This is a genomic window from Micromonospora sp. WMMD1076 (assembly GCF_029581475.1).
Classification (GTDB): domain Bacteria; phylum Actinomycetota; class Actinomycetes; order Mycobacteriales; family Micromonosporaceae; genus Micromonospora; species Micromonospora aurantiaca.
In genome coordinates, this window is sequence record NZ_CP120862.1 from 4,037,567 (window position 1) to 4,063,756 (window position 26,190).

Sequence of the window (26,190 nt, forward strand, 5' to 3'; positions counted from 1 at the left end):
AACCATCGTTCACTCCGCACCGGCAAGCGGCGACCGGCCAGTCACTTTGGCGGCATTCGTTGACATCGTCCCGCTCGGGGAGAAGACTCGCCGAAACTTTCTTTTGTCCGGGAAGTGGCTAGGGGGGCCTGTGTCCAGGAACAAGATCGGTGTGCTCGGTGCCGCGCTCACACTGACCGTCGGCGTCCTGTCCGGATGCACCGGCGGCGAGGCGGTCGACGTCGGCGGCGGGGGGAACGCCGGCGCCGCCGGCGGTGTCCTCAACGCCGCGATCGGCGGCGAGCCGGACCAGCTCGACCCGCACAAGACGTCGGCGTACCACAGCTTCCAGGTGCTGGAGAACGTCTACGACACGCTCGTCGAGCCGGACGCCGACCTGAGGATGGTGCCGTCGCTGGCGACGAAGTGGACCACCAGCGACGACCAGCTCACCTGGACGTTCACGTTGCGCGAGGGCGTCAAGTTCTCCGACGGGTCGCCGCTGACCTCGGAGGACGTCGTCTACTCGTACGAGCGGATCATCAAGGAGAAGCTGAACAACGCGTACAAGTTCGCCACCGTCAAGTCGGTCACCGGGCCCGACCCGGCCACTGTGGTGGTGACGCTGAGCGCACCCACGCCGAACCTGCTCGCCAACCTCGGCGGGTTCAAGGGCGTGGCGATCGTGGAGAAGACCAACGTGGAGTCCGGCGCGGTGAAGACCGCACCGGTCGGCAGCGGCCCGTTCAAGGTGGCCGGCTACACCTCCGGCGACAGCGTCAAGCTGGTCCGCAACGACTCCTACTGGGGTGAGAAGCCGAAGCTCGACGGCGTCACGTTCACCTTCGTCAAGGACCCCACGGTGGCGCTGCAGAACCTGCGCAGCGGCCAGGTCCAGTGGACCGACAACCTGCCGCCCCAGCAGGTGAAGTCGTTGCAGGACGGCGACGACCCGGTGGTGAGGTCGGCCGCCTCCACCGACTACTGGTACGTGGCGCTCAACGAGGCCCGCAAGCCGTTCGACAACCCCGAGGTGCGGCGCGCGATCGGGTACGCGCTGGACCGTGAGGCGATCACCAAGGCCGCCAAGTTCGGCCTGGCCACCGTCAACCAGACCGCCATCCCGAAGGCCGGCGCGTTCTACTACGACTACGCGCCCTACAGCCACGACCCGGGCAAGGCGAAGCAGATGCTCGGCCAGGCCGGCGTCGGCGACCTGACCATGGACCTGATGGTCACCAGCGAGTACCCGGAGACGGTCACCGCCGCGCAGGTCATCGCCGCGCAGCTCAAGGACGTCGGCATCACCGTCAAGATCCGTACGCTGGACTTCGCCCAGTGGCTCGACGAGCAGGCCAAGGGCAACTTCGACGGGTTCATGCTCGGCTGGCTCGGCAACATCGACCCGGACGAGTTCTACTACGCCCAGCATCACAGCGGCGGCACGTTCAACTTCCACAAGTACCGCAACCCGGCCGTGGACAAGCTGCTCGACGACGCCCGCACCGAGACCGACCAGGGTGCCCGCAAGCAGGCGTACGAGCAGGCGGCGAAGCAGATCGTCGACGACGCCAGCTACCTCTACCTCTACAACCCGGACGTGGTGCAGGGCTGGTCGAAGAAGGTGTCCGGCTACGACGTGCGCACCGACCGGGCGATCCGGTTCCGGTCGGTCGCCCTGGCCAAGTGATGGCCCGCTTCGTCCTGCGGCGGGTACTCCAGTCGGCGGTCGTGCTGGTCGGCGTGACCCTCGTGGTGTTCCTGCTGCTGCAACTGGTGCCGGGCGACCCGGTGCGGGTGGCGCTCGGCACCCGGTTCGACCCGCAGACGTACGACGCGCTGCGGGAGCGCGCCGGCCTCGACCAGCCGCTGCCGGTGCAATACGCCAGCTATCTCGGGCACGCGCTCACCGGCGACCTGGGGGTCAGCTTCCGCACCGGCCAGCCGGTGAGCCACATCGTGCTGGAACGGCTGCCCGCCACGCTGTCGCTCGCCGTGACCGCTGTGGTGTTCGCGCTGCTCGTCGCGTTCCCGCTGGGCATCGTCGCGGCGGTACGCAGCGGCTCCGCCGTCGACCACGCGGCCCGCGTGTTCAGCCAGTTCGGCGTCTCGGTGCCGGACTTCTGGATGGGCATCATGGGCATCCTGCTGTTCGCCGGGGTGCTCGGCTGGCTGCCACCGTCGGGGTACGTGGCCCTCACCGACGATCCGGGCCGGTGGGCGACACACGTGGCGCTGCCGGCGGTCACCGTCGGCCTGGTCACCGCGTCGATCCTCACCCGGTTCATCCGCTCCTCGGTGCTGGAGGTACTCTCCGCCGACTACGTGCGCACCGCCGAGGCGAAGGGGCTGCGCAACCGGGTGGTGATCGTGCGGCACGTGCTGCGCAACGCGCTCATCCCGGTGGTCACTGTGGTCGCCATGCAACTCGCCTCGCTGCTCGGCGGCGTTATCGTGATCGAGGTGCTGTTCGCCTGGCCCGGGATCGGCCGGCTCACCTTCGACGCCGTGCAGGCCCGCGACTATCCCGTCCTGCAGGGCGCGGTGCTGCTCGTGGCGGCGCTGTTCCTGCTGGTCAACCTGCTGGTGGACATCCTCTACGCCCGCCTCGACCCGAGGATCACGGTCAGGTGAGCGCCACGACCGAGAGCACCGGGCGCCGGGTCCTCGACGCGCTGCGCCGCGACCCGCTCGCCGTCGGCGGTACGATCGTGCTGGCGTTGCTGATCGTGGTCGGCGTGGCCGGCCCGTGGCTCGCACCGGCCGGGGTCAACGACGTCGACGTGGACCGGATGCTGCGTCCACCCAGCGGCGCGCACCCGTTCGGCACCGACGAGCTGGGCCGCGACGTGTTCAGCCGGGTCCTCGTCGCCGCCCGGGTGTCGCTTCAGGTCGGCGCCGTCAGCGTCGGCATCGCGCTGGTCGCGGGCGTGACGCTCGGGCTGCTCGCCGGCTACTACCGTGGCTGGCTGGACAGCGTGCTCATGCGCTGCATGGACGTGCTGTTCGCGTTCCCCGTGCTGCTGCTGGCGGTCGCCATCGTGGCGGTGCTCGGCCCCGGCCTGCTCACCGCCATGGTCGCCATCGGCGTGGTCTACACACCCATCTTCGCCCGGATCACCCGCGCCGGCGTGCTCTCCGTACGCGAGCAGGTGTTCGTCCGGGCCGCCGTCTCCATCGGCGCATCCGACCTGCGCATCATGCGCCGGCACGTGCTGCCGAACATCGCCGCGCCGCTGATCGTGCAGACGTCGCTGTCGCTGGCGTTCGCGATCCTCTCCGAGGCCGCGCTGTCCTTCCTCGGCCTGGGCATCCAGCCGCCCGCGCCGGCCTGGGGCCGGATGCTGTTCGACGGGCGCGGTTTCGTCACCGACGCGTGGTGGCTGGGCGTGTTCCCGGGCGCGGCGATCTTCCTCACCGTGCTGGCGTTCAACCTGGTCGGCGACGCGCTGCGCGACGTGCTCGACCCGCGCCAGCTCACCCTGGGCGAGGCCCGCCGGAGCACCGCATGAGCCAGCGCATGCCGAGCCGGCGCCGGCACTCCGTGACCGACTCGACGGTGCTGTCCGTGGACGACCTCACCGTCACAGTCGGCACCCGCCGCGGCCCGGTCCGTGCCGTGGCCGGGGTGTCCTGGCGGGTACGGCCGGGGGAGACGTTCGCCCTGGTCGGCGAGTCCGGCAGCGGCAAGAGCATGACCCTGCTCGCCGCCACCGGCCTCGCCCCGCGCGCCGCCACAGTCACCGGCCGGGTCCGGCTGCTCGACACGGAGCTGACCGCGCTGCCCGACGACCGCCGCCGCAAGATACGCGGCCGGCACGTCGGGTTCGTCTTCCAGGATCCGACGACCTCGCTCAACCCGGTGCTGCCGGTGGGCCGGCAGGTCACCGAGGCGGCCGAGGAACACCTCGGGCTGACCCGCCGCGCCGCCCGCGACCGGGCGGTGGAGCTGCTGGAACTGGTGGGCATCCCGTCGGCCGCGCGGCGCGTCGACGCGTACCCGCACCAGTTCTCCGGCGGCATGCGCCAGCGTGTCGCCATCGCCATGGCGCTCGCCTGCGAGCCGGACCTGCTGATCGCCGACGAGCCGACCACCGCGCTCGACGTCACCACGCAGGCGCAGATCGTCGAGCTGGTCGCCGACCTCCAGGCGCGGCTGGGCACAGCCGTCGTCTGGGTCACCCACGACCTGGGTGTGGTCGCAGGCATCGCCGACACCGTCGCGGTCATGTACGGCGGGCGGATCGTCGAGCAGGGCCCCGTCGACGCGGTTTTCGACATGCCCACGCACCCGTACACGCGGGCGCTGCTGGCGGCCCGGCCGGACCCGTCACGCCGCGGCGAGGACCTGGTCGCCATCCCCGGGTCGCCGCCGAGCCCGCTGGACCTGCCGCCCGGCTGCGCGTTCTGGCCGCGCTGCCCGGTACGCGCCGACCCCCGCTGCGAGCACGAGCTGCCCCCGCTGACGCCGGTCGGCGACGGGCACACGGTCCGCACCTTCTACAGTGGAGAGGCCGGATGAGCGCCGACACCGCGGACGTGGTCGCCGAGCTGGACGACCTGAAGGTGCACTTCCCGACCCCGGCCGGAACCGTCCGCGCCGTGGACGGCGTCAGTCTCGCCGTACGCCGGGGCGAGACGCTCGGGCTGGTCGGCGAGTCCGGCAGCGGCAAGTCCACGGCCGGCCTGGCGCTGCTGCGGCTGACCGACCCCACCGCCGGGCGGGTCCGGGTGGCCGGCGCGGACGTGACCCGCTGGTCGCGCCGCCGCCTGCGCGCGACCCGCCGGCACGTCGCGATGGTCTTCCAGGACCCGCAGGCGTCACTGGATCCACGCCGTACGGTCGGCGACAGCATCGCCGAGCCGCTGATCGTGCACCGGCTCGCCACGTCCGCCGCCGCCCGGCGGGACCGGGTCGCGGAGCTGCTGGACCTGGTCGGCCTGCGCGCCGACACCGCCGGCCGGTATCCGCACGAGCTGTCCGGCGGCCAGCGCCAGCGGGTCGGCGTGGCCCGGGCGCTGGCCGGCGAGCCGGACCTGATCGTCCTGGACGAGCCGATCGCCTCGCTGGACCTGAGCGTGCAGGCGCAGATCATGAACCTGCTCCGGCACCTGCAACGCGACCTGGGGCTGACCTACCTGTTCATCGCGCACGACCTGGCCGCCGTCGAGCACATGAGCGACCGGATCGCGGTGATGTACCTGGGCCGCATCGTCGAGATCGGCCCACCCGAGCGGATCTACCGGCGCCCGGCGCACCCCTACACGGCCGCGCTGCTGTCGGCGGTGCCGGTGGCCGATCCCCGCGTCGAACGGCAGCGCCACCGGATCGTGCTCACCGGCGACATCCCCAGCCCGGTGGACCCGCCGAGCGGATGCCGCTTCCGTACCCGATGCCCCCAGGCCCGCCCCGCGTGCGCCGGGACCGATCCGGTGCTCGCCGAGGTCGGCCCGGGCCACCACGCGGCGTGCCTGTTCCCGCTCGACGGCGAGCGCGACGGTGGCGTGGGGGAGAGCGCGACGACGCACGCCGACGCCGCCGGCACGCCGTAGGCTCGCGCCCATGGCGTTCACCACCCGGCCGACGCTGCGCGGCACGTTCGGCATGGTCTCGTCCACGCACTGGCTGGCCAGCCAGTCCGCGATGGGTGTGCTGGAACGCGGCGGCAACGCCTTCGACGCCGCGGTGGCCGCCGGGTTCGTGCTGCACGTCGTGGAGCCGCACCTCAACGGCCCGGCCGGTGAGGTGCCCGCGATCCTCGCCACCGCGACCGACCCCACCCCGCGGGTGCTGTGCGGCCAGGGCCCGGCGCCTGCGGCCGCGACGGTCGCGCACTTCCGCTCGCTCGGCCTGGACCTCGTCCCCGGCGCCGGCCCGCTCGCCGCCGTGGTACCGGGCGCCGTCGACGCCTGGCTGTTGCTGCTGCGCGACCACGGCACCCGCACGCTCGCCGAGGTCCTGGAACCGGCGATCGGCTACGCCGCCGCCGGCCATCCGCTCGTCGGCCCGGCCGGGCAGACAGTCGCGCGGGTCCGGTCGCTGTTCACCGACCACTGGCCGACCTCCGCGCGTCTCTGGCTCCGCGACGGCCGCCCACCCGCGCCGGGGGAGATGGTCACCAACCCGGCGTACGCGGACACGCTGCGCCGCCTCGTCGACGCGGGACGGGCCGCCGGTGCGGACCGGGAGGCGCAGATCGACGCGGCCCGGCGCGCCTGGCGGGAGGGTTTCGTCGCCGAGGCGATCGACGCGTTCAGCCGGCTGCCGTTCCGCGACTCGAGCGGGCGCACCCACGCCGGGCTGGTCACCGGCGACGACCTGGCCGGTTGGTCGGCGAGCTGGGAGGAACCGGTCACGCTGGACTGGCACGGGCACACGATCGCCAAGACCGGCTTCTGGGGCCAGGGGCCGGTGCTGCTCCAGGCGCTCTCCATTCTGGACGCGCTCGACGACTCGCGTGTCCACGACCCGTCGAGCCTCGAGGGCATCCACGCGCAGGCCGAGGCGCTGAAGCTCGCGTTCGCCGACCGGGAGGCGTGGTACGGCGACACCGACGTGCCGGGCTCCGCGCTGCTGTCGGCCGGCTACGCCCGCGCGCGGGCCGCGCTGGTCGGCGACCGCGCCGACACGTCGCTGCGCCCCGGTAGCCCGGCGGGCGAGCCGCCCCGGCTCCCGTCCCACCTGCGCGCCGACGTGGACCGGAGTGCCCTTCCGCAGGATCCGAGCACCGGCGAACCCACGGTACGGGCCGACGGCGTCACCCGGGGCGACACCTGCCACGTCGACGTGGTGGACCGGTGGGGCAACATCATCTCCGCCACGCCCAGTGGCGGCTGGCTGCAGAGTTCACCCACCATCGCGGAGCTGGGCTTCCCGCTCGGCAGCCGGTTGCAGATGTGCTGGCTGGAGGAGGGGCTCGCCTCGACGCTGCGGCCGGGACGCCGTCCGCGTACCACGCTCAGCCCGACGCTCGTGCTCCGCGACGGCGAACCGGTGATGGCGTGCGGGACGCCCGGCGGCGACCAGCAGGACCAGTGGCAGCTGCTGTTCCTGCTGCGGCACCTGGCCGGCGGGCAGGAGTTGCAGGAGGCGATCGACGCCCCGACGTGGCACACGACGAGCTTCCCGGCGTCGTTCTATCCGCGCGAGGCCGAGCCGGGCGTGCTGGTGCTGGAGGACCGGATCGACGGCGACGTGCTGGCGGGCCTGCGCGCCAGGGGCCACACCGTCCGCCTGTCCGGCCCGTGGAGCCTGGGCCGCATGTGCGCCGTGACACGCGACCCGCACACCGGGGTCCTCTCCGCCGCGGCGAACCCGCGAGGCGCCCAGGGCTACGCCACAGGCCGCTGATCCACCGTCCCGCCCTCGCCCTCCCGCCCCTACCGCGTTGATCATGCACTTGTCGCCCGGGCATAGCCGGTATAACGGGCGAGAACCTGGCCGGAAGTGCAAGATCGACAGGGTGGGGGCGGGGGTGGGGTCAGGTGTCGATTCGGGTTATGTTGCGGATCTTGTTGGCGGCGTCGAGGGCGGCCACCTTGTACGCCTCCGCCAGCGTCGGGTAGTTGAAGACGGCGTCCAGCAGGTAGTCGACTGTGCCGCCGCACCCCATCACGGCCTGCCCGATGTGGACGATCTCGGTGGCGCCGGTGCCGAACACGTGCACCCCGAGCAGCCGGCCGTCCTCGGGCGAGACGAGCAGTTTCAGCATCCCGTACGAGTCGCCGACGATCTGCCCCCGGGCCAGCTCCCGGTAGCGGGCGATGCCCACCTCGAACGGGACGGACGCCTCGGTCAGCTGCTCCTCGGTCTTCCCGACGAAGCTGATCTCCGGAATGGTGTAGATGCCGATCGGTTGCAGGTCCGACATCCCGCGCGCCGGTTCCCCGCACGCGTGCTGGGCGGCCAGCCGGCCCTGTTCCATCGAGGTGGACGCCAAGGCGGGGAACCCGATCACGTCGCCGACGGCGTAGATGTTGTCGACGGCGGTGCGGTAGTCGGCGTCGACGGTGATCCGGCCCCGGTGGTCGGCGGTGAGCCCGGCTGCCTCCAGCGCGAGGTCGTCGGTCTGCCCCTGCCGCCCGGCGGAGTACATCACCGTGTCCGCGGCGATCTTCTTCCCGCTGCGCAGGACGCAGAGCGCGGCGCTGCGGTGCTTCTCCACGGCGGCCACCTCCTCGCCGAAGCGGAAGGTCACCGACAGGTCCCGCAGGTGGTACTTCAGGGATTCGACGATCTCCTCGTCGCAGAAGTCGAGCATCCGCGGGCGGCGCTCGACCACCGTCACCTTGGTGCCGAGCGCGGCGAACAGGGACGCGTACTCCATGCCGATCACCCCGGCGCCGACGACGACCATGCTGCGCGGGACGGCCTGGAGGTTGATCACGCCGTCGGAGTCGACGATCGTCCGGTCGTCGAAGTCGACGCTGTCCGGGCGGGCCGGGCGGGTGCCGGCGGCGATGACCGCCTTGTCGAAGCTGACCCGGGTCTCCCGCCCGGAGCCGGCGTCCACCCACACGGAGTGGGCGTCGGCGAACCGGCCGGTGCCGGTGATCAGCGAGACCTTGTTGCGGGCCAGTTGGTTGCGGATGACGTCGGTCTGCCGGGTGATCACGTGCTGGGTGCGGGCGGCCAGGTCGGCGACTGTGATGTCCTCCTTGACCCGGTAGCTGCTGCCGTAGAGGTCGCGCTGGCTGAGCCCGCTCAGGTAGAGGACCGCCTCGCGCAGCGTCTTGGAGGGCACGGTGCCGGTGTTGATGCACACCCCGCCGAGCATGTCGCGGCGGTCCACGATCGCGACGCGGCGGCCCAGCTTCGCCGCGGCTATCGCCGCCTTCTGTCCACTCGGTCCGGAGCCCAGCACCAGCAGGTCGTAGTCATACACGAGCGCCAGCCTGGCAGGGTCTCGCAACCTGTGCCAGCCGGGACGCCCTCAGGAAGGCCGATCACTGCCGTAGGGTGCGCTGATGCGCCGCCCCGCAACCCCGATCATGCTCCTCGGACCGCTGCTGGTCGCCGGGTGCACCACCGCTCCCGCCGCCCCGGCCGCGACCCCCTCCGCCTCCGCTCCGCCGAGCCCGACCGCGCCCGCCGTCGACTACGCCGCCTGGCAGGCGGGGCGGTCGACGCCGGCACCGCCACGCTGCGGATCCGGCCGGTGAAGGACGCGCCGAACCTGGTTCTCGACTTCATGCCCTACCAGCTCGACAGCGTCACGCTGGACGGCGTGACGGTTCCCGGCGCGGTGGCGAAGGAGAAGCTGACCGCGGCGGGCCGCGCGGCGCGTCTCAGCGGCCCTGGAGCGAGCGGACGTTGTCGCCGAACGTCCAGCCCTTCGAGCCGTCCCAGTTGACCGACCAGGTCATCAGGCCCTTCAGGCGTCCCTGGTAGGTGTTCCACGCCTGGGCCACCAGCGCCGGGCTCATGTGGCCGCCGCCGGCGCCGACCTGTGCGGGCAGCCCCGGGACCTGTCGGTCCAGCGGTACGCGGATGGTGGTGCCCTGCACGACCAGGCCGGTGTCGAGGCAGTTGGTCTGCGCGACGAAACCGGCCACCGTGCCGGCCGGGTACGAGTCACCGGCGCAGCCGTACATCGAGCCGTTGTAGTACTGCATGTTCAGCCACCACAGCCGCCCGTTGTCGGCGTACTTCTTCACGATCGGCAGGTACGCGCCCCAGATCGAGCCGTAGGTGACGCTGCCGCCGGTGACGTACGCGGTCTCCGGCGCCATGGTGAGCCCGAAGCCGGCCGGCATCTGGGCCAGCACCCCGTCGATGATCCGGATCAGGTTGGCCTGCGAGGGGGAGAGCTGGTTGATGTTCCCGCTGCCGGTCAGGCCGGTCTCGATGTCGATGTCGATGCCGTCGAAGTTGTGCCGCTTGAGGATCGGTACGACGGTGGCGACGAACCGGTCGGCGACAGCGCTGGAGCCGAGGTCGATCCCGGCGGTGGCGCCGCCGATGGACAGCAGCACTGTGAGCCCGGCGGCTTTGGCCTGGCACACCTGTGCCGGGGTGGGCACCCTGACACCGGCGTCCATGCCGTCCTCCCAGAGCACGGTGCCGTCGGCGCGGATGACCGGGAACGCGGCGGTCACCACGTTGTAGCCGTGCCCGGTGATCCGGGAGTCGGTGATCGGGATCCAGCCGAGGCCGGGGTGTACGCCGTTCGCGGCGCCGTCCCAGTTCTCCCAGTAGCCCTGGAGCACCTTGCCGGTCGGCCGGGACCGCAGCGCGCAGGTGTCGCCGCCCGGGGTGGTCGGGCTGGACGACACAGTGGGCGTGGGCGTCGGCGTACGCGTCGGGGACGGGGAGGCGGTGGGGGAGGGCGACGGCGGCCGGGTCGTGGGGCTCGGCGACGGCGTGCCGCCGGTGCAGGCGCCGAGGTCGGTCCAGAGCGCCGGCACGGCGGCCGGGTTCCAGCCCGCGCCGGCGGGCGGGGTGTGCGTGACGAGCGCCTGGTAGAGCCGGCCGTTGTAGGTCACCCGGCTGCCGGCGGTCCAGGTGACGCCCTCGGCCCAGGCCGGCGCGTCACAGGCGACGAGCGCGCCGGCGGCGCGGGTCGGTGTGGCGGCGGTGGCGGGCAGGGCGGCGGCGGTGGCGGCGAGCAGCGCGACGCCACCGAGCAGAGTGGTCATCCCACGTCCGAGTCGCATGACATACCTCCTCATCGATGCGCCGGAGGTTATCAGTTAACTTTGTTAAGTGTAAATGCGGCGTACCCTGTCACCACCCCGCTCAGGGCGTGAAGCAGGAACGAAAGCCGCCCGCGGGCGGCCGGGAAAGGACGGCGGCGACGTGGACGCCAGACGCACCACGGTGCGCGACATGCGCCGGGCCAACCGGTCGGTCCTGCTGACCCGGATCTGGCTGGACGGCCCGCTCAGCCGGCACGAGCTGGGCCAGTCCACAGCGCTCAGCCTGGCCAGCGTCAGCAACCTCGTCGGCGAGATGATCAACGAGGGCCTGGTCGAGGAGGCCGGCTCGGTCGAGTCCGACGGCGGCCGCCCCCGCGTGCTGCTGCGCGTCGCGCCCGGCTACGGCTACCTGGTCGGCGCCGACGTCGGCGAGACCCGCGTCCAGGTGGAGTTGTTCGACCTGAGCATGACCGCGCTGGCCAAGGCGGAGTACCCGATCGCCGCGGCCGACCCCGACCCCGAGCGGGTCGCCGCGCACCTGCTACACGGCCTGGCCGCCGTCACCGAGCAGGCGGGCGTCGACCCGGCCGCGGTGCTCGGCTTCGGCGTCGCCGTCGCCGGCACCGTCGAGCGCACCGCTGACGCCGTGGTGCACGCCCAGACGCTCGGCTGGGACGGCGTCCCGCTCGGCGCGGCGCTGCGCGCCGGCACCGACGTACCGGTGCACGTGGACAACGGCGCGAAGACGCTCGGCCAGGCCGAGATGTGGTTCGGCGCCGGCCGCGGCGTCCGGCACGCGGTGGTCGCCCTGGTCGGCTCCGGCGTCGGCGCGAGCGTGGTCGCCGACGGCGTCGGCTACCGCGGCGCGCACAGCAGCGCCGGGGAGTGGGGCCACACCACCATCGTGTACGGAGGCCGCCGCTGCCGCTGCGGCAACCTCGGCTGCCTTGAGGCGTACGTCGGCGCGGAGGCGGTGCTGGACCGGTTCCGCCAGGCCAACCGGGGCCGCCCGGCTCCGGGCGCGGACGAGGAGACCGCCTTCGGCGAGCTGCTGCGCTCCACCGGCCGCACCGCCGCGAAGGTGATCGACGAGACTGTCGGCTACCTGGGCGCCGGGGTGGCGAACCTGGTGAACCTGTTCAACCCGGAGCGGGTGGTGCTCGGCGGCTGGGCCGGGCTGGCCCTGGGCGAGCGGCACCTGCCCGCGATCCGTGAGGCGACCGCGCGGCACGCGCTGCGCCAGCCGTACGCGCAGACCTCGATCGAGCTGTGCCGGCTCGGACCGGACGCGGTCGCGATGGGCGCGGCCACCCTGCCGATGACCCGGCTGCTGCGCGACGGCGGCGTGCCCCGCGACCCGGCCGCCCGCCCGGGCCCGGCGTGGGGGCCGGGCCGCCGTCACTGACCGGCCCGGCCCCCACGCCGGCGTCAGCGCTGCCCGCGTACCCGCCGCACGGTGTCCCGGTACCACAGCGCGCTGCGCTTGGGGGTGCGGCGCTGCGTGTCGTAGTCGACCCGGACGATGCCGAACCGCTTGTCGTAGCCGTACGCCCACTCGAAGTTGTCCAGCAGCGACCAGGCGAAGTAGCCGCGCACGTCGGCGCCGGCCGCCCGGGCCCGGGCCACCGCCCGCAGGTGCTCGGTGAGGTAGCCGACCCGGTCGTCGTCGGCGACGAACCCGTCGGCGTCCGGCTCGTCGTCGAACGCGGCGCCGTTCTCCGTGATCACCATGGGCGTGCCCGGGTAGTCGCGGTGCAGCCGCACCAGCAGGTCGGTGAAGGACTCCGGGACGATCTCCCAGTCCATCGCGGTACGCGGCAGGTCGCGGCGGACCACCCGGCGTACCGGCCTGCCGTCGTCGTCGCGGTCCCGGCCCTGCTCGTCCACGCCGGAGTGCATCTGCCCGAAGTAGTAGTTGACCCCGAGCACGTCGATCGGGGTGGCGATGACGTCCAGGTCACCGTCCTGCACCGGGATCCGTACCCCCTCGGCGGCCAGGTCCGCGACCACGTCCTGCGGGTACTCCCCGCGCAGCACCGGGTCGAGGTAGAGCCGGTTGGCCAGCCCGTCGGCGGCCCGCGCCGCGTCCCGGTCGGCAGCGCTGCCGGTCGCCGGGTCGGCGGTGGACAGGTTCAGCGTCAGGCCCAGCTCGATCGGGGACCGGGCCGCCTCGCGCAGGCGCCGCGTCGCCAGCCCGTGCCCGAGCAGCAGGTGGTGCGCCGCGGCGATGCCGTCGCCCAGGTTCCGCCGGCCCGGGGCGTGGTCGCCGTAGGCGTACCCGAGCATCGCCGAGCACCACGGCTCGTTGAGCGTGGTCCAGGTGCGGACCCGGTCGCCGAGCGCGGCGAAGACCAGCTCCGCGTAGTCGGCGAACCGGTACGCGGTGTCCCGGTTCGGCCAGCCGCCCGCGTCCTCCAGCTCCTGCGGCAGGTCCCAGTGGTACAGCGTCACCCACGGCTCGACGCCCCGGCCGAGCAGCTCGTCCACCAGCCGGTCGTAGAAGGCCAGCCCGGCCACGTTGGCCGGACCGCGCCCGCCCGGCTGCACCCGGGGCCAGGCCACCGAGAACCGGTACGTGTCCAGCCCCAGGTCCGCGATGAGCGCGACGTCCTGCGGCATCCGGTGGTAGTGGTCGCACGCCACGTCGCCGTGGTCACCGTTTGCCACAGCGCCCGGCACCCGGCAGAACGTGTCCCAGATCGACGGGGTGCGGCCGTCCTCGGCCACCGCCCCCTCGATCTGGTACGACGACGTCGCCACCCCCCACCGGAAGGTCGGCGGCAGCGTGTCGATCGGGTCCGCGCCGGCGACTGACGACGGGCGGGTGAGGTCGGTGTCCATGGTTCTCCTCGCGGGTAGCGGGTGGTGTCGGGCGGGTCAGCGGGACAGGGGCGCGACGGCCGGGTGCAGCCGGCACGCGACGGCCCGCGCCGGGTCGTCGACGCGCGGGGCGCCGAGAACCGGCACCTGCTCGTCGCACCCGTCGAACGCCTTCGGGCAGCGGGGGTGGAACGCGCAGCCGGACGGCATGGCGCGCAGGTCCGGCGGGGAGCCGGGGATGCCGGTCAGCTCGCGGCGGGGACCGTGCAGCGCCGGGAACGAGTGCAGCAACCCCTCGGTGTACGGGTGCAGCGGTTCCCGGTACAGCCGGGTGGCGGGCGCCTCCTCGACGATCCGGCCGCCGTACATGATCGCGATCCGGTCGGAGAACTCGACGAGCAGCGACAGGTCGTGGGTGATGAACAGCACCGCGAAACCGAGGCGTTCGCGCAGCTCGGCGAGCTGGCCGAGGATCTGCCGCTGCATCACCACGTCCAGCGCGGTGGTCGGCTCGTCCATGATGACCACCTGCGGTTCCAGCGCCAGCGCCATCGCGATCATGACCCGCTGGCGCATGCCGCCGGAGAGCTGGTGCGGGTAGCTGTCCAGCCGGTCGGCGGAGATGCCGACCAGGCGCAGCAGTTCCTTGGCGCGGGCCGACCGGCTCGCCGCCGTGCTCCTGCGCTCGTGTGCCCGGATCACGTCGAGCAGCTGGGTGGAGACCTTGTGCACCGGGTTCAGCGAGTTCATCGCGCCCTGGAACACGATCGACGTCTCCGCCCAGCGGAACTCGCGCAGCCTCGCCGGGCTGAGCGTGAGCACGTCGACCGGCGGGCCGTCGGCCGGGTGGTAGATCACCTGGCCGCCGCTGACCACACCGGGCGGGGGTAGCAGCCGGGTCAGCCCGTAGGCCAGGGTGGACTTGCCGCTGCCGCTCTCCCCGGCCAGGCCGAGTACCTCGCCGCGGTGCAGCGTCAGGTCGACGTCGCGGACCGCGCGGACCGCGTCCGCACCGACGCCGTAGTCGACGCACAGGCCGCGGATCTCCAGCACCTGGTCGCTCATGCGCGCTTCCCTCTCTCGTCGGCGGGCGGCCGGACGGCGTCGGCGGGCGGTCGGCCGCCGGCGGCGCGCGCCTGCATGGGCACCGACGCGGTGACCGGCGCGAGCACCGGGGTGAACCCGACGCGCATCGCGACGGTGCGGCCGTCGGCGGTACGGATCCGGGTCCGGCCGCCGGTCCGCAGCCGGGGGCTGACGAACTCGTCGATGCCGAAGTTGATCAGCGCGAGCGCGGTACCGAGCAGCGCGATGGCCAGCCCGGCCGGGACGAACCACCACCAGGCGCCCTGTGCCAGGGCCTGCTGTCCCTGCGCCCAGAACAGGATCGTGCCCCAGTTCCACGACGTCATCGACGAGACGCCGATGAAGGCGAGGGTGATCTCCGACATCACCGCGAAGATGACGGTGCCGACGAAGCCGGAGGCGATGATCGCGGTCAGGTTGGGCAGGATCTCGAAGCCGATGATCCGCCAGGTCCGCTCACCGGTGGCGCGGGCGGCCTCGACGTAGTCGCGGCGGCGCAACGACAGCGTCTGGGCGCGCAGCACCCGCGCGCCCCAGGCCCACGAGGTGAGGCCGATGATGAGCGCCACGAGCATGTCGCTGGCCTGGTCGACCAGGGACGTGACGATGATGATCAGCGGCAGCGCCGGGATCACGAGGAACACGTTCGACACCGCCGACAGGCCCTCGTCGGCCGCGCCGCCCAGGTATCCGGCGGTCACGCCGATGAGGACGGACAGGATCGTGGCGAGCACGCCGGCGGTCAGGCCCACCACCATCACGCTGCGCGCACCGACCAGGATCTGGCTGAAGATGTCCTGCCCGAGGTGGGTGGTGCCGAACCAGTGCCGGGCCGAGGGCGCCTGGAGCACGTCGGCGCTGCGCGCGTCCGGGTCGTACGGCGCGATCCACGGTCCGATCACCGCCAGGAGCACGTACACCCCGAGGACGGCGAGGCCGGTCGCGGCCTTGGCGTTGGCGACGAAGCGGAACCGGCGGCGGCGTGCCCGGGCCGACGGCTGCGCCATCGCCCCCTGACCGGGGATGACCTGCTCGATGCTGGACGGGGAGAGTGTCATCGCTCAGCTCTTTCGGGTCCGCGGGTCGAGGAGCAGGTACGCCACGTCGGCGAGCAGGTTCGCCACCAGCACCGAGATCGTGATGATCAGGAAGATGCCCTGCATCAGCGGGTAGTCCTTCGCGCCGACGGCCTGGAAGAGCTGGAACCCCAGGCCCGGGTACGAGAAGACGATCTCCACGAGCAGCGTGCCGCCGACGATGAAACCGAGCGACAGCGCGAACCCGGACACGTTCGGCAGCAGCGCGTTGCGGGCGGCGTAGCTGAGTGCCACCCGGCGTTCGGACAGCCCCTTGGCGTGCGCCACGGTGATGTAGTCCTCGCTGGCGACAGTCACCATCATGTTGCGCATGCTGAGGATCCAGCCGCTCATCGACGACACCAGGATGGTCGCCGCGGGCAGGATGCTGTGCTGGATCGCGCTGGGCACGAAGTACGCGTCGAACGCCGGCACCAGGCCCGGCTCGTAGCCGCCGGAGGAGGGGAAGAAGCTGCCCGGCCCGGCGAACAGCGCGATCGCGACCAGGCCGAGCCAGAAGTACGGGATCGAGGACAGGAACGTGGTGGCCGGCAGCAGCCCGTCGATCCACGAGCCGCGCCGCCAGCCGGCGCCGACGCCGAGCGCGGTGCCGAGCAGGAAGCTGACGATCGTGGTGACGCCGACCAGGCCGACCGTCCACGGCAGGCTGTTCCCGATCACCTCCGACACCGGCGCGGGGAAGAACGTGAACGACAGTCCCAGGTCGCCGCGCAGGAGCTGCCCCCAGTAGGCGACGTACTGCTCCCACAGCGAGCGGTCGGAGTCCAGCCCGAACAGCACCCGCAGCGACGCGACCGCGTCGGCGCTGATCCGGCCCTGGTTGCGGGAGATCAGCGACTGCACCGGATCGCCGGGCACCATCCGCGGGATGAAGAAGTTGAGCGTGATCGCCGCCCAGGCGGTGAACAGGTAGAAGGCCACCCGTTGCAGCAGGAATCTCACCGGGCCGCCTCCGTTCCGGCCTTCTCCGCGTTCTCCGGCTTCTCCGTCGCGACGGTCTCCGCGTCGTACAGCCAGCAGGCCGCCCAGTGTCCGGGCGCGTCGTCGACCGGGATCGGCGGCGGCAGGTCGGTGGCGCAGCGCGGCATGGCCGCCGGGCAGCGCGGGTGGAACCGGCAGCCGGCCGGCGGGCGGATCAGGCTCGGCGGCTCGCCGTGACCCTTCTCGCCGGCCGCCGCGCCGTCGCCGCCCGCGCCGGTGATCCGCTCCGGGTCCGGCGCCGATTCGATCAGCAACCGGGTGTACGGGTGGGCCGGGCGCTGGGTGACCGTCTCGCTGTCGCCGCCCTCGACCATCCGCCCGGCGTACATGACGATGGTCTCGTCGGCGAAGTAGCGGGCCGAGGCGATGTCGTGGGTGATGTAGAGGATGGCCAGGTCGAGCCGGTCCTTGAGGTCCTGGAGCAGGTTGAGCACGCCGAGGCGGATCGACACGTCGAGCATGGACACCGGCTCGTCGGCGAGCAGCACCTCGGGGTCGGCGCCGAGCGCCCGCGCGATCGCCACCCGCTGACGCTGCCCGCCGGACAACTCGTGCGGGAACGCGTCGAGGTAGCGCTCCGGCGGGGTCAGCGCGACCCGGGCCAGCAGGTCGGCGAGCGCCTTCTCCAGCCCGTCCGGCCCGGTCCCGGCGTTGCCGTGGATGCGCAGCGACCGGGTCAGGTGGTAGCGGACCGTGTGCACCGGGTTCAGCGAGGCGAACGGGTCCTGGAGGATCAGCTGCACCCGGCGCACGTACGCCCGGAACCGGCGGCCGCCGCGTACCCGGGTCGAGCGGCCGTGCAGCCGGATGTCGCCGCCGGTGCGCGGGTAGAGCTGGGCCAGCAGCCGGGCGACTGTGGACTTGCCGGAGCCGGACTCGCCGACGAGCGCCGTCACCCGGCCACGGCGCAACGCGATCGATACGTCGTCGACGGCGTGCACCACCGCCGGGGTGCGGGAGAGGAGGTCACGCAGCCGCCGGCGGACGGGGAAGTGCTTGGTCAGGCCGACGGCCTCCAGCACCACCTCGTCGGCCGGCGCCGGTGCGCTCTCGGTCAACGTCATGCCGCATTCCTGTCTGGGGTTGCCGAAGCGAGGGGCGGGCGCCGCAGGCCCGGCCGGGCGATCGTGGCCGGGCCTGCGGCGCCGGGTCAGCCGGCGGCCGGCTTGAGGTGCAGCACCACGTCCACCGCGTTGGGCTGGGTGGGCTGGAGCGCGCCGTACGGGTTCGAGTCGTCCGGCCAGCCGGTCCAGTTCTTCGTGCTGTACGCGCCGCCGATGTTGTCCGCGCCGACCGGGATCATCGGCATCTGCTCGACGAAGATCTTCTGCAGGGTGGCCATCGCTGTGGTGCGGGTGGCGTCGTCGGTGGCGTTGGCGTACGACACCAGCGCGTCGGTGGCCTCCTTGCTCTCGAACCGGCCGAAGTTGCCCGCCGGGGAGGCGGTGCCGATCGGCTTGAGCACGCGGCCGTCCATGATCGTCCGGTAGATGTCGTACGGCGTGGCGCCGCTCTCGGTCCACCGGAACGTGGCGTCGAAGTTGCCCTGCTCGACGTTGCGGAACCAGGCGTCCTGGTTGGCCTTGTCGATGGTGGCCGCGATGCCGATCTTCGCCAGGTTGCCCTTCACGATCTCCAGGCTGGTCTGGTAGTCGGACCAGCCGGCCGGGTCGGTGAGCCGGATCGTGATCGGCTTGCCGCTCTTGTCCTTCAGCGTGGTCCCGTCCAGCTTGTACCCCGCGCCGGTGAGCAGCGCCTTGGCGCCCTCGACGTCGACCTTGTGCTCCTGGCCCTTGTACTCGGGCGCGATGAACGAGTCACCGGCCGGGCTGGGCAGGCCGGTCACGCTCTTGACCTCGGGGTGGAAGTAGCCGGCCTCGGCGGTGGTGAAGATGTCCGCCCGGTCGATCACCATGTTCATCGCCTTGCGCAGCGCCGGGTTGTCGAACGGCTTCTTCGTGGTGTTCAGGTAGAGGCCGTGGATGCCCAGCACCGGCGGTGCCCACATCTTGTGGTTCTTCTGGTCCTTCGCCACGAACACGGTCTGGTAGTTCGGGATGAAGACGAAGCTCCACTCCGACTCGCCGTTCGCCAGCGCGGTGGTCTGCGCGCTGTTGTCCGTGTAGGACGTGTACCGCAGTTCCTTGACCTTCGGCGGGTCCTGCCAGTAGCCGCTGTCGCGTACCGCGAGCGTCATGCTCGCCGGGGTGAACGACTTCAGCGTGTACGGGCCGCTGCCGACCGGCTGCTTCACCGGGTCGCTCGCCGGGTCGGCGATCTTCTCCCACAGGTGCTTGGGCACGATCGGCACCCGCCACAGCACCTTCTGCTGGTTGACGAACTGCGGGCTGGCCATCGAGATGGTGACCTCGTTGCCGCTGGCCACGGCGTCCGTGTACGGCACGCCCTGGTCGTTGAGGGCCGGGAACTTCTTCACCAGGTTGTAGGTGAACGCGACGTCCTCGGCGGTGACCTTCTGCCCGTCGGACCAGGTGGCGTCCTCCCGGATGGTCACCTTCACCGTCTTGTAGTCCGGCGACCACTCGGCCTTGGTGGCGAGCCACGGCTTGAACGGCTCGGCCGGCTTGACCGGGTTCCACATCATCAGCGGCTCGTAGATCTGCCACCGGTAGCCGAGCGACGCGGCGGCCGAGGTGGTGAGGAACGGGTTGTTGTTCTCCGCCTGCGGGCCGTTGGGCATGCCGACGTTCAACACGGTCGCGGCCTGGCCGCTCTTCTTGTTCGCGTTCGGGCTGTCGCCGCAGGCGGCGGTGCCGGTGACCATCGCGCCGGCCAGCGCGAGGGCGAGGAGTTGCCGTCTTCTCATGGAGGTCTCCCTCGGTGGTCCCGCAGTCCTCGGGCGGGATGTGGTGGATGGAGGGTGTGCGGTGGTGCCACCGGCGGGCGGGCCCGCCGGTGTGGTCGCCGGTAGGGCGGGTGGCTCAGGTGACGCGGGCACCCGTCGGTTCCCGCGCGCCTGTCGGGTCCGGTGCGGTCGGGTCGCTTGTGTTCGTCGAGTCGCGGGTGGTGAAGCCGGTCGGGATGACGGTCGGGGTGTCCGGCAGCGGGGTGCCGGCGAGGTGGCCGATGAGCAGGCGGGCGGCGGCCGCACCCATCTCCCGCAGGGGTTGGCGCACCGAGCTCAGCGGCGGGTGGGTGTGCCCGGCCAGCGGGAGATCGTCGAAGCCGACCACAGCCACGTCCTGCGGGACGTGCCGCCCGGCGTCGCGCAGTGCCTGCAACGCCCCGGCGGCCGACAGGTCGTTGTGGGCGAAGACGGCGTCGAACGGCACGCCGTCGGCGAGCAGCCGCCGTACCGCCGCGCGCCCGCACTCGAATGTGAAGTCGCCCTCGACCACCCGGTCCGGCTCGATCGGCACGCCCGCGTCGGCGTAGACGCCGGCGAACCCGGCGAGCCGTTCCCGGGTGCAGCCGAACCGGCGCAGTCCGGTGACGACGAGCGGCTGCCGCCGGCCGAGCGCCAGCAGGTGCGTGGCGGCGGCCCGCGCGCCTTCCTCGTTCGTGGTCCGCACCGACGGGAAGCCGGGCTGGTGGCCCCGGTCGTCGATGAGGATGACCGGCAGGCCGCGCCGGTGCAGCTCGGTGATGTAGTCCAGCGTCCCCTCGGGTTCGACCACGAGCAGACCGTCGAACGACTTGGCCGAGACCTGGGAGGCGAACCGGCGCATCGACTCGTCGCCGTGGGTGCAGGTGAACAGCAGCATGCCGTAGCCGGCGGCCTCGACCACGTCGGCCGCGCCCTGGAGCACCTCGCCCATCCAGGGCCAGGTCAGCGCCGGGACCAGCATCCCGACCACCCGGGTACGTCCCCGGGCCAGGCCGACGGCGCGGGCGCTCGGCACATACCCGAGGTCGCTGATCACGGCGCGGACCCGGTCGGCGGTGCGGACGTGCACCTCGCCCTTGCCGTTGAGCACCCGGGAGACCGTCGTCTTGCTCACCCCGGCGCGGGTGGCGACGTCGGCGATGGTGATCGGCACGTGACGCTCCCGGGTCGCAGGGATGAGCGGGGTGTTTCGGAACCGGTTGCGGAAGCGGTTCCGGTGGCAGTCAACCCAAGTGGCGCGGCTCACGTCAATCACAGACGGATAACGATGCACTGCTAAGTTCGAGCTTTGAAAAAAGTGCCCGGGCTGCGGCTGCACCGATCACGGCGATGAGCAGGGTCGATGCCTCGTTCCTTCGTGCAGGGCGGTCCGAGATGGACGATCAGGGACGGGCGTACACGTCGCCGGAGTTGGCCTCGTCCGGCAGCGTGCGCAGGTACGCGGCCACCGCGGCGGCCTGACGCCAGCCGGGCAGCGCGAACTCCATCTCGTCACCGATCGCCACCGTGAACCGGGTGAAGCCGAGCGCGGCGAGCCGGTCCAGGCAGCGCGCCGCCGCCACCCGGGCGATGGTGGTGAACTCGAACGACAACGCCGGCACCGGCCGGCTCAGCCCGGCCAGCACGGCGTCCTCGAAGCCCTCCACGTCGATCTTCACGAACGCCGGTACGCCGTACGCGGCCACGAGCGCGTCGAGCGTGGTGCCGGGCACCTCGATCTGCGCGTCCCAGATCTCGCCCGCCCAGCCGGGTGCGCCGTCGGCGGCGCGGACGAACCCGCGGGAGGCGGTGGAGACGGTCGGGTTGGCCGAGTTCACGTGCAGTCGCACCGGCCCGGCGGCACGCCCGCAGGCCGCCTCCACCACGGTTACCGCGTCGTCGCCCGCGTACATCTCGCGCAGCACCCGGGCGCACAACGGCTGCGGTTCGACCGCCACCACGGTCGCACCCAGCCGGCGGAAGCTGCCGAGCCGGTCGCCCACGTGCGCGCCGACGTCGAAGACCAGGTCACCGGCGCGGACCAGCGGGGCGTAGAACGCGTCCAGAGCGGCGTCGCGCGCCGGGTCGCCGTGGTAGAAGTCCAGCGACCGGCGCAGGCCCGACATCGCCGGGTCCGCCTTGAGCGTCTCGATCACTCCGTCCCGCACCCCCTCGACGCTAGCCAGGGCCGCGTTCCTGCGAGCCGTATTCGCATCCCTCCTGCCGCCGAAGGCCGGCAGCCACCCCATCCTCCTAGGATGCTTAGGGGTGGTGAAGTCGGATCGCACTTGTGGTCTGCGAGATCGTGGTACGAAACGGCCCTCGGAGGGGCCGTTTCGTACCACGATCGGATGCTGTACCGCGATCCGGTGCGGTTACGGCGTTTCGACGACCTCCTGGCCGAGCGGCCACAGCGCCGCCGGGACCAGCTTGAAGTTGGCCACTCCGAACGGGATGCCGATGATCGTCACGCACAGCGCGATCCCGGCGAGGACGTGCGACAGGGCCAGCCACCAGCCGGCCAGCACCAGCCAGAGCACGTTCGCCAGCCCGGAGGGAAGCCCGGCCCCCGGCTTCGACACGAGCGTGCGCCCGAACGGCCACAGCGAGTACGACGCCAGCCGCAGCGAGGCGACACCGAACGGGATGGTGACGACGAGGACGAAGCAGATCAGGGCGGCGATGCCGTAGCCGAGGGCCAGGACGAAGCCGCCGCCGAAGACGAGCCACAACAGGTTCAGCAGAAAGCGAATCACCACCCCATGGTCGCTCGCGTTGGCAAGCCCGCCAACGCCGCCCGTGCACGAGCGGCGCCGCCGCCACGTACACCGCGCTCAGCCCGCCAGCAGCGCCGCCACCGCGTGCGCCGTCGCCGGATGCGCGGCGACCAGCACCGACGCCGCCCCGCCCACCGGTGCCGCCCCGCCCGGCGCCGCGCCACCGTCGGGCTGCCAGTCGCCGGCGCAGCCGAGCAGCGCCGCCACCGCGTCGACCGCCTCCGGGTGGGCGACCAGCAGACCGTGCACCGGACCGGTTCCCGGCGACGGCGCGGGCGCGGTGGACGGCGTGGGCGCGGCCGCCCACGGCGGTGTCCAGGCGTCCAGCGCGGCCAGCGTGGCGGGGAACGTGCGTTCCGCCTCGCGGACCAGCAGCGGCACCAGCTCCGGGCCGTGCTCGCGCAGTGTGGTGATCAGTGTCGGCAGCCAGGGCAGCAGCACCGGGTCGGGTAGTCCGGCGAAGGCGGCCGACATGGTCTCCACCACGAACGGCGCGAGCCCCGGCACCGGTTCGAGCGCGTGCACGAAGCCGGACAGGTACTGCGGGAACGCGGGCACCACGAGCGGATTGGCGAGCAGCTCGGCGCACTGTTCGCGCAGGCGCGCCAGCGGCAGCAGGCCGAGCTGGTGGCGGGCGGCCCAGAGCAGCGCGAGCTTGGCCGGGGCCTCCGGGTGGGCCTGCGCGACGGCCAGTTCGAGCTGGGAGCGGTCGCACCCGAGCGACAACGCGAGGCTCTCCATGCTGAACAGGAAGCCGAGCATCGCGCCGACCTGCCGTACGCCGGTGGACTCGTCCACGAACGCGGTGGGCAGCAGCGTGCAGTAGTGGGCGTACCCGGTGGTGACGAACGTCCGGCACCAGGCGGGCAGCGCCGGTGCGGTGGTGCGGTGGTGGGCGAGCAGCCGCCGGATGCGGCGCAGCACCTCCGGCGCGTCGTCCACTGTGCGTTCGGCGGCGAGCAGCTCCACCGCCCGCGCGCCGAGTTCGTCGACCAGACGAGGGCTGTCCAACAGCCGGATGGCGTCCTCGACGGCGGCGAGCGCGCGGGCGGCAGTCGCGTCGGGGCCGCGTACCGCCCGGCGTAGCCGCTGCTCCAGCACCTGTTCGACGGTGACGCCCTCGTAGCCCAGCTCGATCAGGGCGCGCTGGTTGCGGCCGAGCGCGAGATCCCAGCTCTCCTGCTCGGAGCGGTGACCGAGGCGGCGCTCACCCATGATCGGGCGGACCGCGTCGGCGGGCAGCAGGTGCCGCAGCATCCACAGCAGGTCGGAGCAGGGCGCCAGCGCCGGGTCGGCGCGCAGGTCGAGCAGCGCCCGCTGGACGGTGCGCCGTTCCAGTTCGAGGCCGAGAGGGCGGAGCCGGTCGAGGACGTCGCGGGCCAGCGGCGGCAGTGAGTCGTAGCCGACCTGGCCGACGCGGTCGCCGCCGAGCAGGATCTCGCAGAGCCGGCGGACGTCGCGCCGGCCGGGCACCACGTCCTTCTCGATGCAGGTCACGGCGGCGTCGGCGAAGTCGTACGGCGTGGGCCGGGCGCGGTTGCGCAGGTTCGCCAGCAGGATCGACGTCTCGAACACGGCGATGGCGTCGGCGGTGCTGGCGAGGTATCCGTTGCGGCGGGCCAGCCGGACGATGTCGACGCACCAGCCGCGCAGCTCGGCCTCGTCCAGTTCGTCGAGGACGGGCGGGGCGGCGAGGAACCCGCTGAGCCGGTCGGTGGCCGGGCCGGCCGGGACCGGTGCGGCGGCGCGGGAGCGGCGGCCCTTCTTCTCGGTACGCTGCCCGGCCAGCCGGTACGGAGTGAGCCGGGTGCGGCTGACCGCCGCCGTCCAGTTGGCGGCTGCGATGGACACGGTGCCCGGGGCCAGGCCGAACTGCGCCTCGATGGCCGAGTGGCTGGACGGGATCAGGCCGTAGCGCCAGCGGGTGCCGGTGCGCCGGCTGATCGGGAAGTCCGGTGCGGTCGAGTCGAGGCCGAACTGTTCGACCCGGCTGGCGGCGTGGAAGGCGCCGCAGACGTAGAGGCAGTCGGCCGGGTCGGCGCCGCTTTCGGCGAGGTGCTGTCGCATCCGGGTCCACATGTGGCGTTCGCGGTCCTCGTCGCGTTCGTCGCGGGCGGACCGGGACGGGCGCAGCCGCCGGAACAGGCTGCCGATCAGCACCATGACCTGCCGGTAGGTGTCGTGGTCGGCGTCGGCGAGCGGCCGTTCGACGTACTGGTCCCACCATTCCGACCAGTGGCGCACCTTGCCGTGGTGCAGCAGGTGGGCCTCCAGTTCGGCGAACCGGGGCCGCAGGTCGCCGATCTCCACGCCGACCGCGTCGCCGTGCAGTCCCGCGTCCTCGTCCGAGGACGGAGCGTCGGAGCCCCGCTCCGGGCCGGTGTCGTCGCGGTGCGTCCACTGGAAGACGTGGTCGGTGGAGCGGTCCACGAGCACCAGCTCCACGCCGGGGGTGTCCAGCGCGTACGCGACGGCCTGGTATTCGGCGGACGCCTCGGTGACCGGGGCGACCACGCTCAGCGGGCTCCACTCGGCGGGGAAGCCGTCGAGTTCGGTGGCGAACGCCTGCACCGCCACCGGCAGCCGGCAGTTGCGCAGCTCGTCGAGCAGGGGGCGCAGGTCCTCGCAGAGTTCCAGGTAGATCACCCTGGGCGGGCGGGCACGCAGGCGGCGTGCCATCGCCAGCGCCGAGGCGGGGGAGTGGTGGCAGACGGGGAAGATCTCCAGCCGTTCGCGCAGCGCCCGGTCGACGTCGTCGACCATGCCGGTGAGGATGCCGGCGAGCGCGTCCGGGGAGCCGGCGAACGCGGCGGCGGCGTCGGTGAGCTGGTCGCGCAGCGGGCCGAACAGGCCGGTCGGTGCGGGCGCGGTCATGACAGCGACGCGATCGCCTGGCGGCCGCCGTCGAGGAAGCCCTCCCAGTCGCCGCCGTCGGCCTTGGCGCGGGGTTCGACCACGCCGTGCAGGTACTTGTTGAGGATGGCCAGGTCCTCCGGGGCGCGGCGGGCCAGCGAGCCCATCAGTGAGCCGGCGAGCGTCTGGGCGCGCAGGGTGCGGTCGCCGAAGAACTGGCTGTGCAGGATCGCGTCCTCCAGTACGCCGATCTGCTCGGCGGTGGACAGCGCCGACTCCAGCTTCTCGTCGTCGCTGGTGGCGGCGGACGCGGCGGCGCGCAGGTCGGCGAAGCTCTGCAGCAGGATGTCGAGCAGGGTGGGCGGCACGTCCAGTTCGATGCGGTGCCGGCGCAGGAGTTCCTCGGTGCGGAAGCGGACGATCTCGGCTTCGCTGCGCTTGTTGGTGACCACCGGGATGCGGACGAAGTTGAACCGCCGCTTCAGCGCGGAGGAGAGGTCGTTGACGCCCCGGTCGCGGCTGTTGGCGGTGGCGATGATCGAGAAGCCGGGCTTGGCGAAGACGATGTTGTCGTGGTCCAGCTCGGGGATGGAGACGTACTTCTCGGACAGGATCGAGATGAGCGCGTCCTGGACGTCGCTGGTGGAGCGGGTCAGCTCCTCGAACCGGCCGATCACGCCCTGCTCCATCGCGGTCATGATGGGGGAGGGGATCATCGACTCGCGGGACTGGCCCCGGGCGATGACCATGGAGACGTTCCACGAGTACTTGATGTGGTCCTCGGTGGTGCCGGCGGTGCCCTGCACGACGAGCGTGGAGTTGCGGCAGACCGCGGCGGCGAGCAGCTCGGCGAGCCAGCTCTTGCCGGTGCCCGGGTCGCCGATGAGCAGCAGGCCGCGGTCGGAGGCGAGGGTGACGATGCTGCGTTCGACGAAGCTGCGGTCGCCGAACCATTTCTGCGGGATCTCCCGGTCGAGACCGTCGGCGCGTTCGGAGCCGAGAACGAACAGGCGGACCATGCGGGGGCTCAGCCGCCAGGAGAACGGCTTCGGCCCGGTGTCGACCGATTCGAGGTAGGCCAGCTCGTCGGCGTACTTGACCTCGGCCGGGGCGCGGAGCATGTCGGACATCA

The 26,190-nt window shown here is 72.4% G+C and carries 21 protein-coding genes; 8 read left to right on the top strand and 13 right to left on the bottom strand.

Going from position 1 to position 26,190, the window contains the following annotated elements; all coding sequences use genetic code 11:
- The first annotated feature begins 130 nt into the window (after positions 1–130).
- From O7622_RS19175 to O7622_RS19200, 6 genes are read left to right on the top strand one after another with little or no spacing between them, the layout of a single operon-like run.
- A complete protein-coding gene (locus tag O7622_RS19175) occupies positions 131–1,669 on the top strand; it encodes an ABC transporter substrate-binding protein (RefSeq protein WP_282309536.1) in 1,539 nt (512 codons plus the stop codon).
- Positions 1,669–2,613: an ABC transporter permease gene (locus O7622_RS19180; protein WP_282309537.1), complete on the top strand. Its 945-nt coding sequence runs from the start codon at positions 1,669–1,671 to the stop codon at positions 2,611–2,613. Before O7622_RS19175 ends, O7622_RS19180 begins: the two co-directional genes overlap by 1 nt.
- A complete protein-coding gene (locus tag O7622_RS19185; RefSeq protein ID WP_282309538.1) occupies positions 2,610–3,491 on the top strand; it encodes an ABC transporter permease in 882 nt (293 codons plus the stop codon). Before O7622_RS19180 ends, O7622_RS19185 begins: the two co-directional genes overlap by 4 nt.
- Positions 3,492–3,523: 32 nt before the next feature.
- A complete protein-coding gene (locus tag O7622_RS19190) occupies positions 3,524–4,501 on the top strand; it encodes an ABC transporter ATP-binding protein (protein ID WP_282314179.1) in 978 nt (325 codons plus the stop codon).
- Positions 4,498–5,532 carry an ABC transporter ATP-binding protein gene (locus O7622_RS19195; RefSeq protein WP_282309539.1) on the top strand — a complete coding sequence of 345 codons (1,035 nt, stop codon included), beginning with the start codon at positions 4,498–4,500 and terminating at the stop codon, positions 5,530–5,532. The genes O7622_RS19190 and O7622_RS19195 overlap by 4 nt, the downstream gene beginning before the upstream one ends.
- A 10-nt stretch (positions 5,533–5,542) precedes the next feature.
- Positions 5,543–7,330 (top strand): gamma-glutamyltransferase family protein, encoded by a 1,788-nt coding sequence (locus O7622_RS19200; RefSeq protein ID WP_282309540.1) that lies wholly within the window; start codon positions 5,543–5,545, stop codon positions 7,328–7,330.
- 130 nt (positions 7,331–7,460) lie between these two features.
- On the opposite strand, the gene sthA is transcribed toward O7622_RS19200, so the two are convergent.
- On the bottom strand, positions 7,461–8,864 hold the full coding sequence (sthA, locus tag O7622_RS19205) for a Si-specific NAD(P)(+) transhydrogenase (protein ID WP_282309541.1): 1,404 nt from the start codon (positions 8,862–8,864) through the stop codon (positions 7,461–7,463).
- A gap of 82 nt (positions 8,865–8,946) precedes the next feature.
- Here sthA and O7622_RS19210 point away from each other — a divergent pair, with 82 nt between their 5' ends.
- Positions 8,947–9,141, top strand: a complete 195-nt coding sequence (locus O7622_RS19210; protein WP_282309542.1) for a hypothetical protein — start codon at positions 8,947–8,949, stop codon at positions 9,139–9,141.
- A gap of 126 nt (positions 9,142–9,267) precedes the next feature.
- On the opposite strand, the gene O7622_RS19215 is transcribed toward O7622_RS19210, so the two are convergent.
- Positions 9,268–10,635 carry a glycosyl hydrolase family 18 protein gene (locus O7622_RS19215; RefSeq protein WP_282309543.1) on the bottom strand — a complete coding sequence of 456 codons (1,368 nt, stop codon included), beginning with the start codon at positions 10,633–10,635 and terminating at the stop codon, positions 9,268–9,270.
- Between the two features lie 142 nt (positions 10,636–10,777).
- Here O7622_RS19215 and O7622_RS19220 point away from each other — a divergent pair, with 142 nt between their 5' ends.
- The gene (locus O7622_RS19220) at positions 10,778–12,022 is read left to right on the top strand and encodes an ROK family transcriptional regulator (protein ID WP_282309544.1); all 1,245 of its coding nucleotides are present in this window, start codon (positions 10,778–10,780) and stop codon (positions 12,020–12,022) included.
- Between the two features lie 23 nt (positions 12,023–12,045).
- Here the strand turns inward: O7622_RS19220 and O7622_RS19225 are convergent, their stop codons facing one another.
- The 11 genes from O7622_RS19225 to O7622_RS19275 all read right to left on the bottom strand — a co-directional run bounded on the left by O7622_RS19225 (position 12,046) and on the right by O7622_RS19275 (position 26,188).
- Positions 12,046–13,458 carry a GH1 family beta-glucosidase gene (locus tag O7622_RS19225; RefSeq protein ID WP_282309545.1) on the bottom strand — a complete coding sequence of 471 codons (1,413 nt, stop codon included), beginning with the start codon at positions 13,456–13,458 and terminating at the stop codon, positions 12,046–12,048.
- A 36-nt stretch (positions 13,459–13,494) separates the two neighbouring features.
- Positions 13,495–14,502: an ABC transporter ATP-binding protein gene (locus O7622_RS19230; RefSeq protein WP_282309546.1), complete on the bottom strand. Its 1,008-nt coding sequence runs from the start codon at positions 14,500–14,502 to the stop codon at positions 13,495–13,497.
- A complete protein-coding gene (locus O7622_RS19235) occupies positions 14,499–15,581 on the bottom strand; it encodes an ABC transporter permease (RefSeq protein ID WP_282309547.1) in 1,083 nt (360 codons plus the stop codon). The genes O7622_RS19230 and O7622_RS19235 overlap by 4 nt, the downstream gene beginning before the upstream one ends.
- Before the next feature lie 3 nt (positions 15,582–15,584).
- A complete protein-coding gene (locus tag O7622_RS19240) occupies positions 15,585–16,562 on the bottom strand; it encodes an ABC transporter permease (protein WP_282309548.1) in 978 nt (325 codons plus the stop codon).
- The gene (locus O7622_RS19245; RefSeq protein ID WP_282309549.1) at positions 16,559–17,665 is read right to left on the bottom strand and encodes an ABC transporter ATP-binding protein; all 1,107 of its coding nucleotides are present in this window, start codon (positions 17,663–17,665) and stop codon (positions 16,559–16,561) included. Before O7622_RS19245 ends, O7622_RS19240 begins: the two co-directional genes overlap by 4 nt.
- A gap of 86 nt (positions 17,666–17,751) precedes the next feature.
- Positions 17,752–19,428: an ABC transporter substrate-binding protein gene (locus tag O7622_RS19250; RefSeq protein ID WP_282309550.1), complete on the bottom strand. Its 1,677-nt coding sequence runs from the start codon at positions 19,426–19,428 to the stop codon at positions 17,752–17,754.
- A gap of 115 nt (positions 19,429–19,543) precedes the next feature.
- Entirely contained in the window at positions 19,544–20,602 is a 1,059-nt protein-coding gene (locus tag O7622_RS19255; protein ID WP_282309551.1) for a LacI family DNA-binding transcriptional regulator, read from the bottom strand.
- A gap of 229 nt (positions 20,603–20,831) precedes the next feature.
- On the bottom strand, positions 20,832–21,554 hold the full coding sequence (locus O7622_RS19260) for an FkbM family methyltransferase (RefSeq protein ID WP_282314180.1): 723 nt from the start codon (positions 21,552–21,554) through the stop codon (positions 20,832–20,834).
- A 249-nt stretch (positions 21,555–21,803) separates the two neighbouring features.
- A complete protein-coding gene (locus tag O7622_RS19265) occupies positions 21,804–22,184 on the bottom strand; it encodes a YccF domain-containing protein (protein ID WP_282309552.1) in 381 nt (126 codons plus the stop codon).
- Between the two features lie 78 nt (positions 22,185–22,262).
- Positions 22,263–25,079, bottom strand: a complete 2,817-nt coding sequence (locus O7622_RS19270; protein ID WP_282309553.1) for a DUF5682 family protein — start codon at positions 25,077–25,079, stop codon at positions 22,263–22,265.
- Positions 25,076–26,188: an AAA family ATPase gene (locus O7622_RS19275; protein WP_282309554.1), complete on the bottom strand. Its 1,113-nt coding sequence runs from the start codon at positions 26,186–26,188 to the stop codon at positions 25,076–25,078. The genes O7622_RS19270 and O7622_RS19275 overlap by 4 nt, the downstream gene beginning before the upstream one ends.
- Positions 26,189–26,190 lie beyond the last annotated feature (2 nt).

Excerpts from the sequence above, each read along its gene's own strand:
- O7622_RS19180 (WP_282309537.1), top strand. The coding sequence starts at position 1,669 with ATGGCCCGCTTCGTCCTGCGGCGGGTACTCCAGTCGGCGGTCGTGCTG.
- O7622_RS19195 (WP_282309539.1), top strand. The coding sequence starts at position 4,498 with ATGAGCGCCGACACCGCGGACGTGGTCGCCGAGCTGGACGACCTGAAG.
- O7622_RS19200 (WP_282309540.1), top strand. The coding sequence starts at position 5,543 with ATGGCGTTCACCACCCGGCCGACGCTGCGCGGCACGTTCGGCATGGTC.
- O7622_RS19210 (WP_282309542.1), top strand. The coding sequence starts at position 8,947 with ATGCGCCGCCCCGCAACCCCGATCATGCTCCTCGGACCGCTGCTGGTC.
- O7622_RS19215 (WP_282309543.1), bottom strand. The coding sequence starts at position 10,635 with ATGCGACTCGGACGTGGGATGACCACTCTGCTCGGTGGCGTCGCGCTG.
- O7622_RS19225 (WP_282309545.1), bottom strand. The coding sequence starts at position 13,458 with ATGGACACCGACCTCACCCGCCCGTCGTCAGTCGCCGGCGCGGACCCG.
- O7622_RS19230 (WP_282309546.1), bottom strand. The coding sequence starts at position 14,502 with ATGAGCGACCAGGTGCTGGAGATCCGCGGCCTGTGCGTCGACTACGGC.
- O7622_RS19235 (WP_282309547.1), bottom strand. The coding sequence starts at position 15,581 with ATGACACTCTCCCCGTCCAGCATCGAGCAGGTCATCCCCGGTCAGGGG.
- O7622_RS19245 (WP_282309549.1), bottom strand. The coding sequence starts at position 17,665 with ATGACGTTGACCGAGAGCGCACCGGCGCCGGCCGACGAGGTGGTGCTG.
- O7622_RS19250 (WP_282309550.1), bottom strand. The coding sequence starts at position 19,428 with ATGAGAAGACGGCAACTCCTCGCCCTCGCGCTGGCCGGCGCGATGGTC.
- O7622_RS19260 (WP_282314180.1), bottom strand. The coding sequence starts at position 21,554 with ATGTCGGGCCTGCGCCGGTCGCTGGACTTCTACCACGGCGACCCGGCG.
- O7622_RS19270 (WP_282309553.1), bottom strand. The coding sequence starts at position 25,079 with ATGACCGCGCCCGCACCGACCGGCCTGTTCGGCCCGCTGCGCGACCAG.
- O7622_RS19275 (WP_282309554.1), bottom strand. The coding sequence starts at position 26,188 with ATGTCCGACATGCTCCGCGCCCCGGCCGAGGTCAAGTACGCCGACGAG.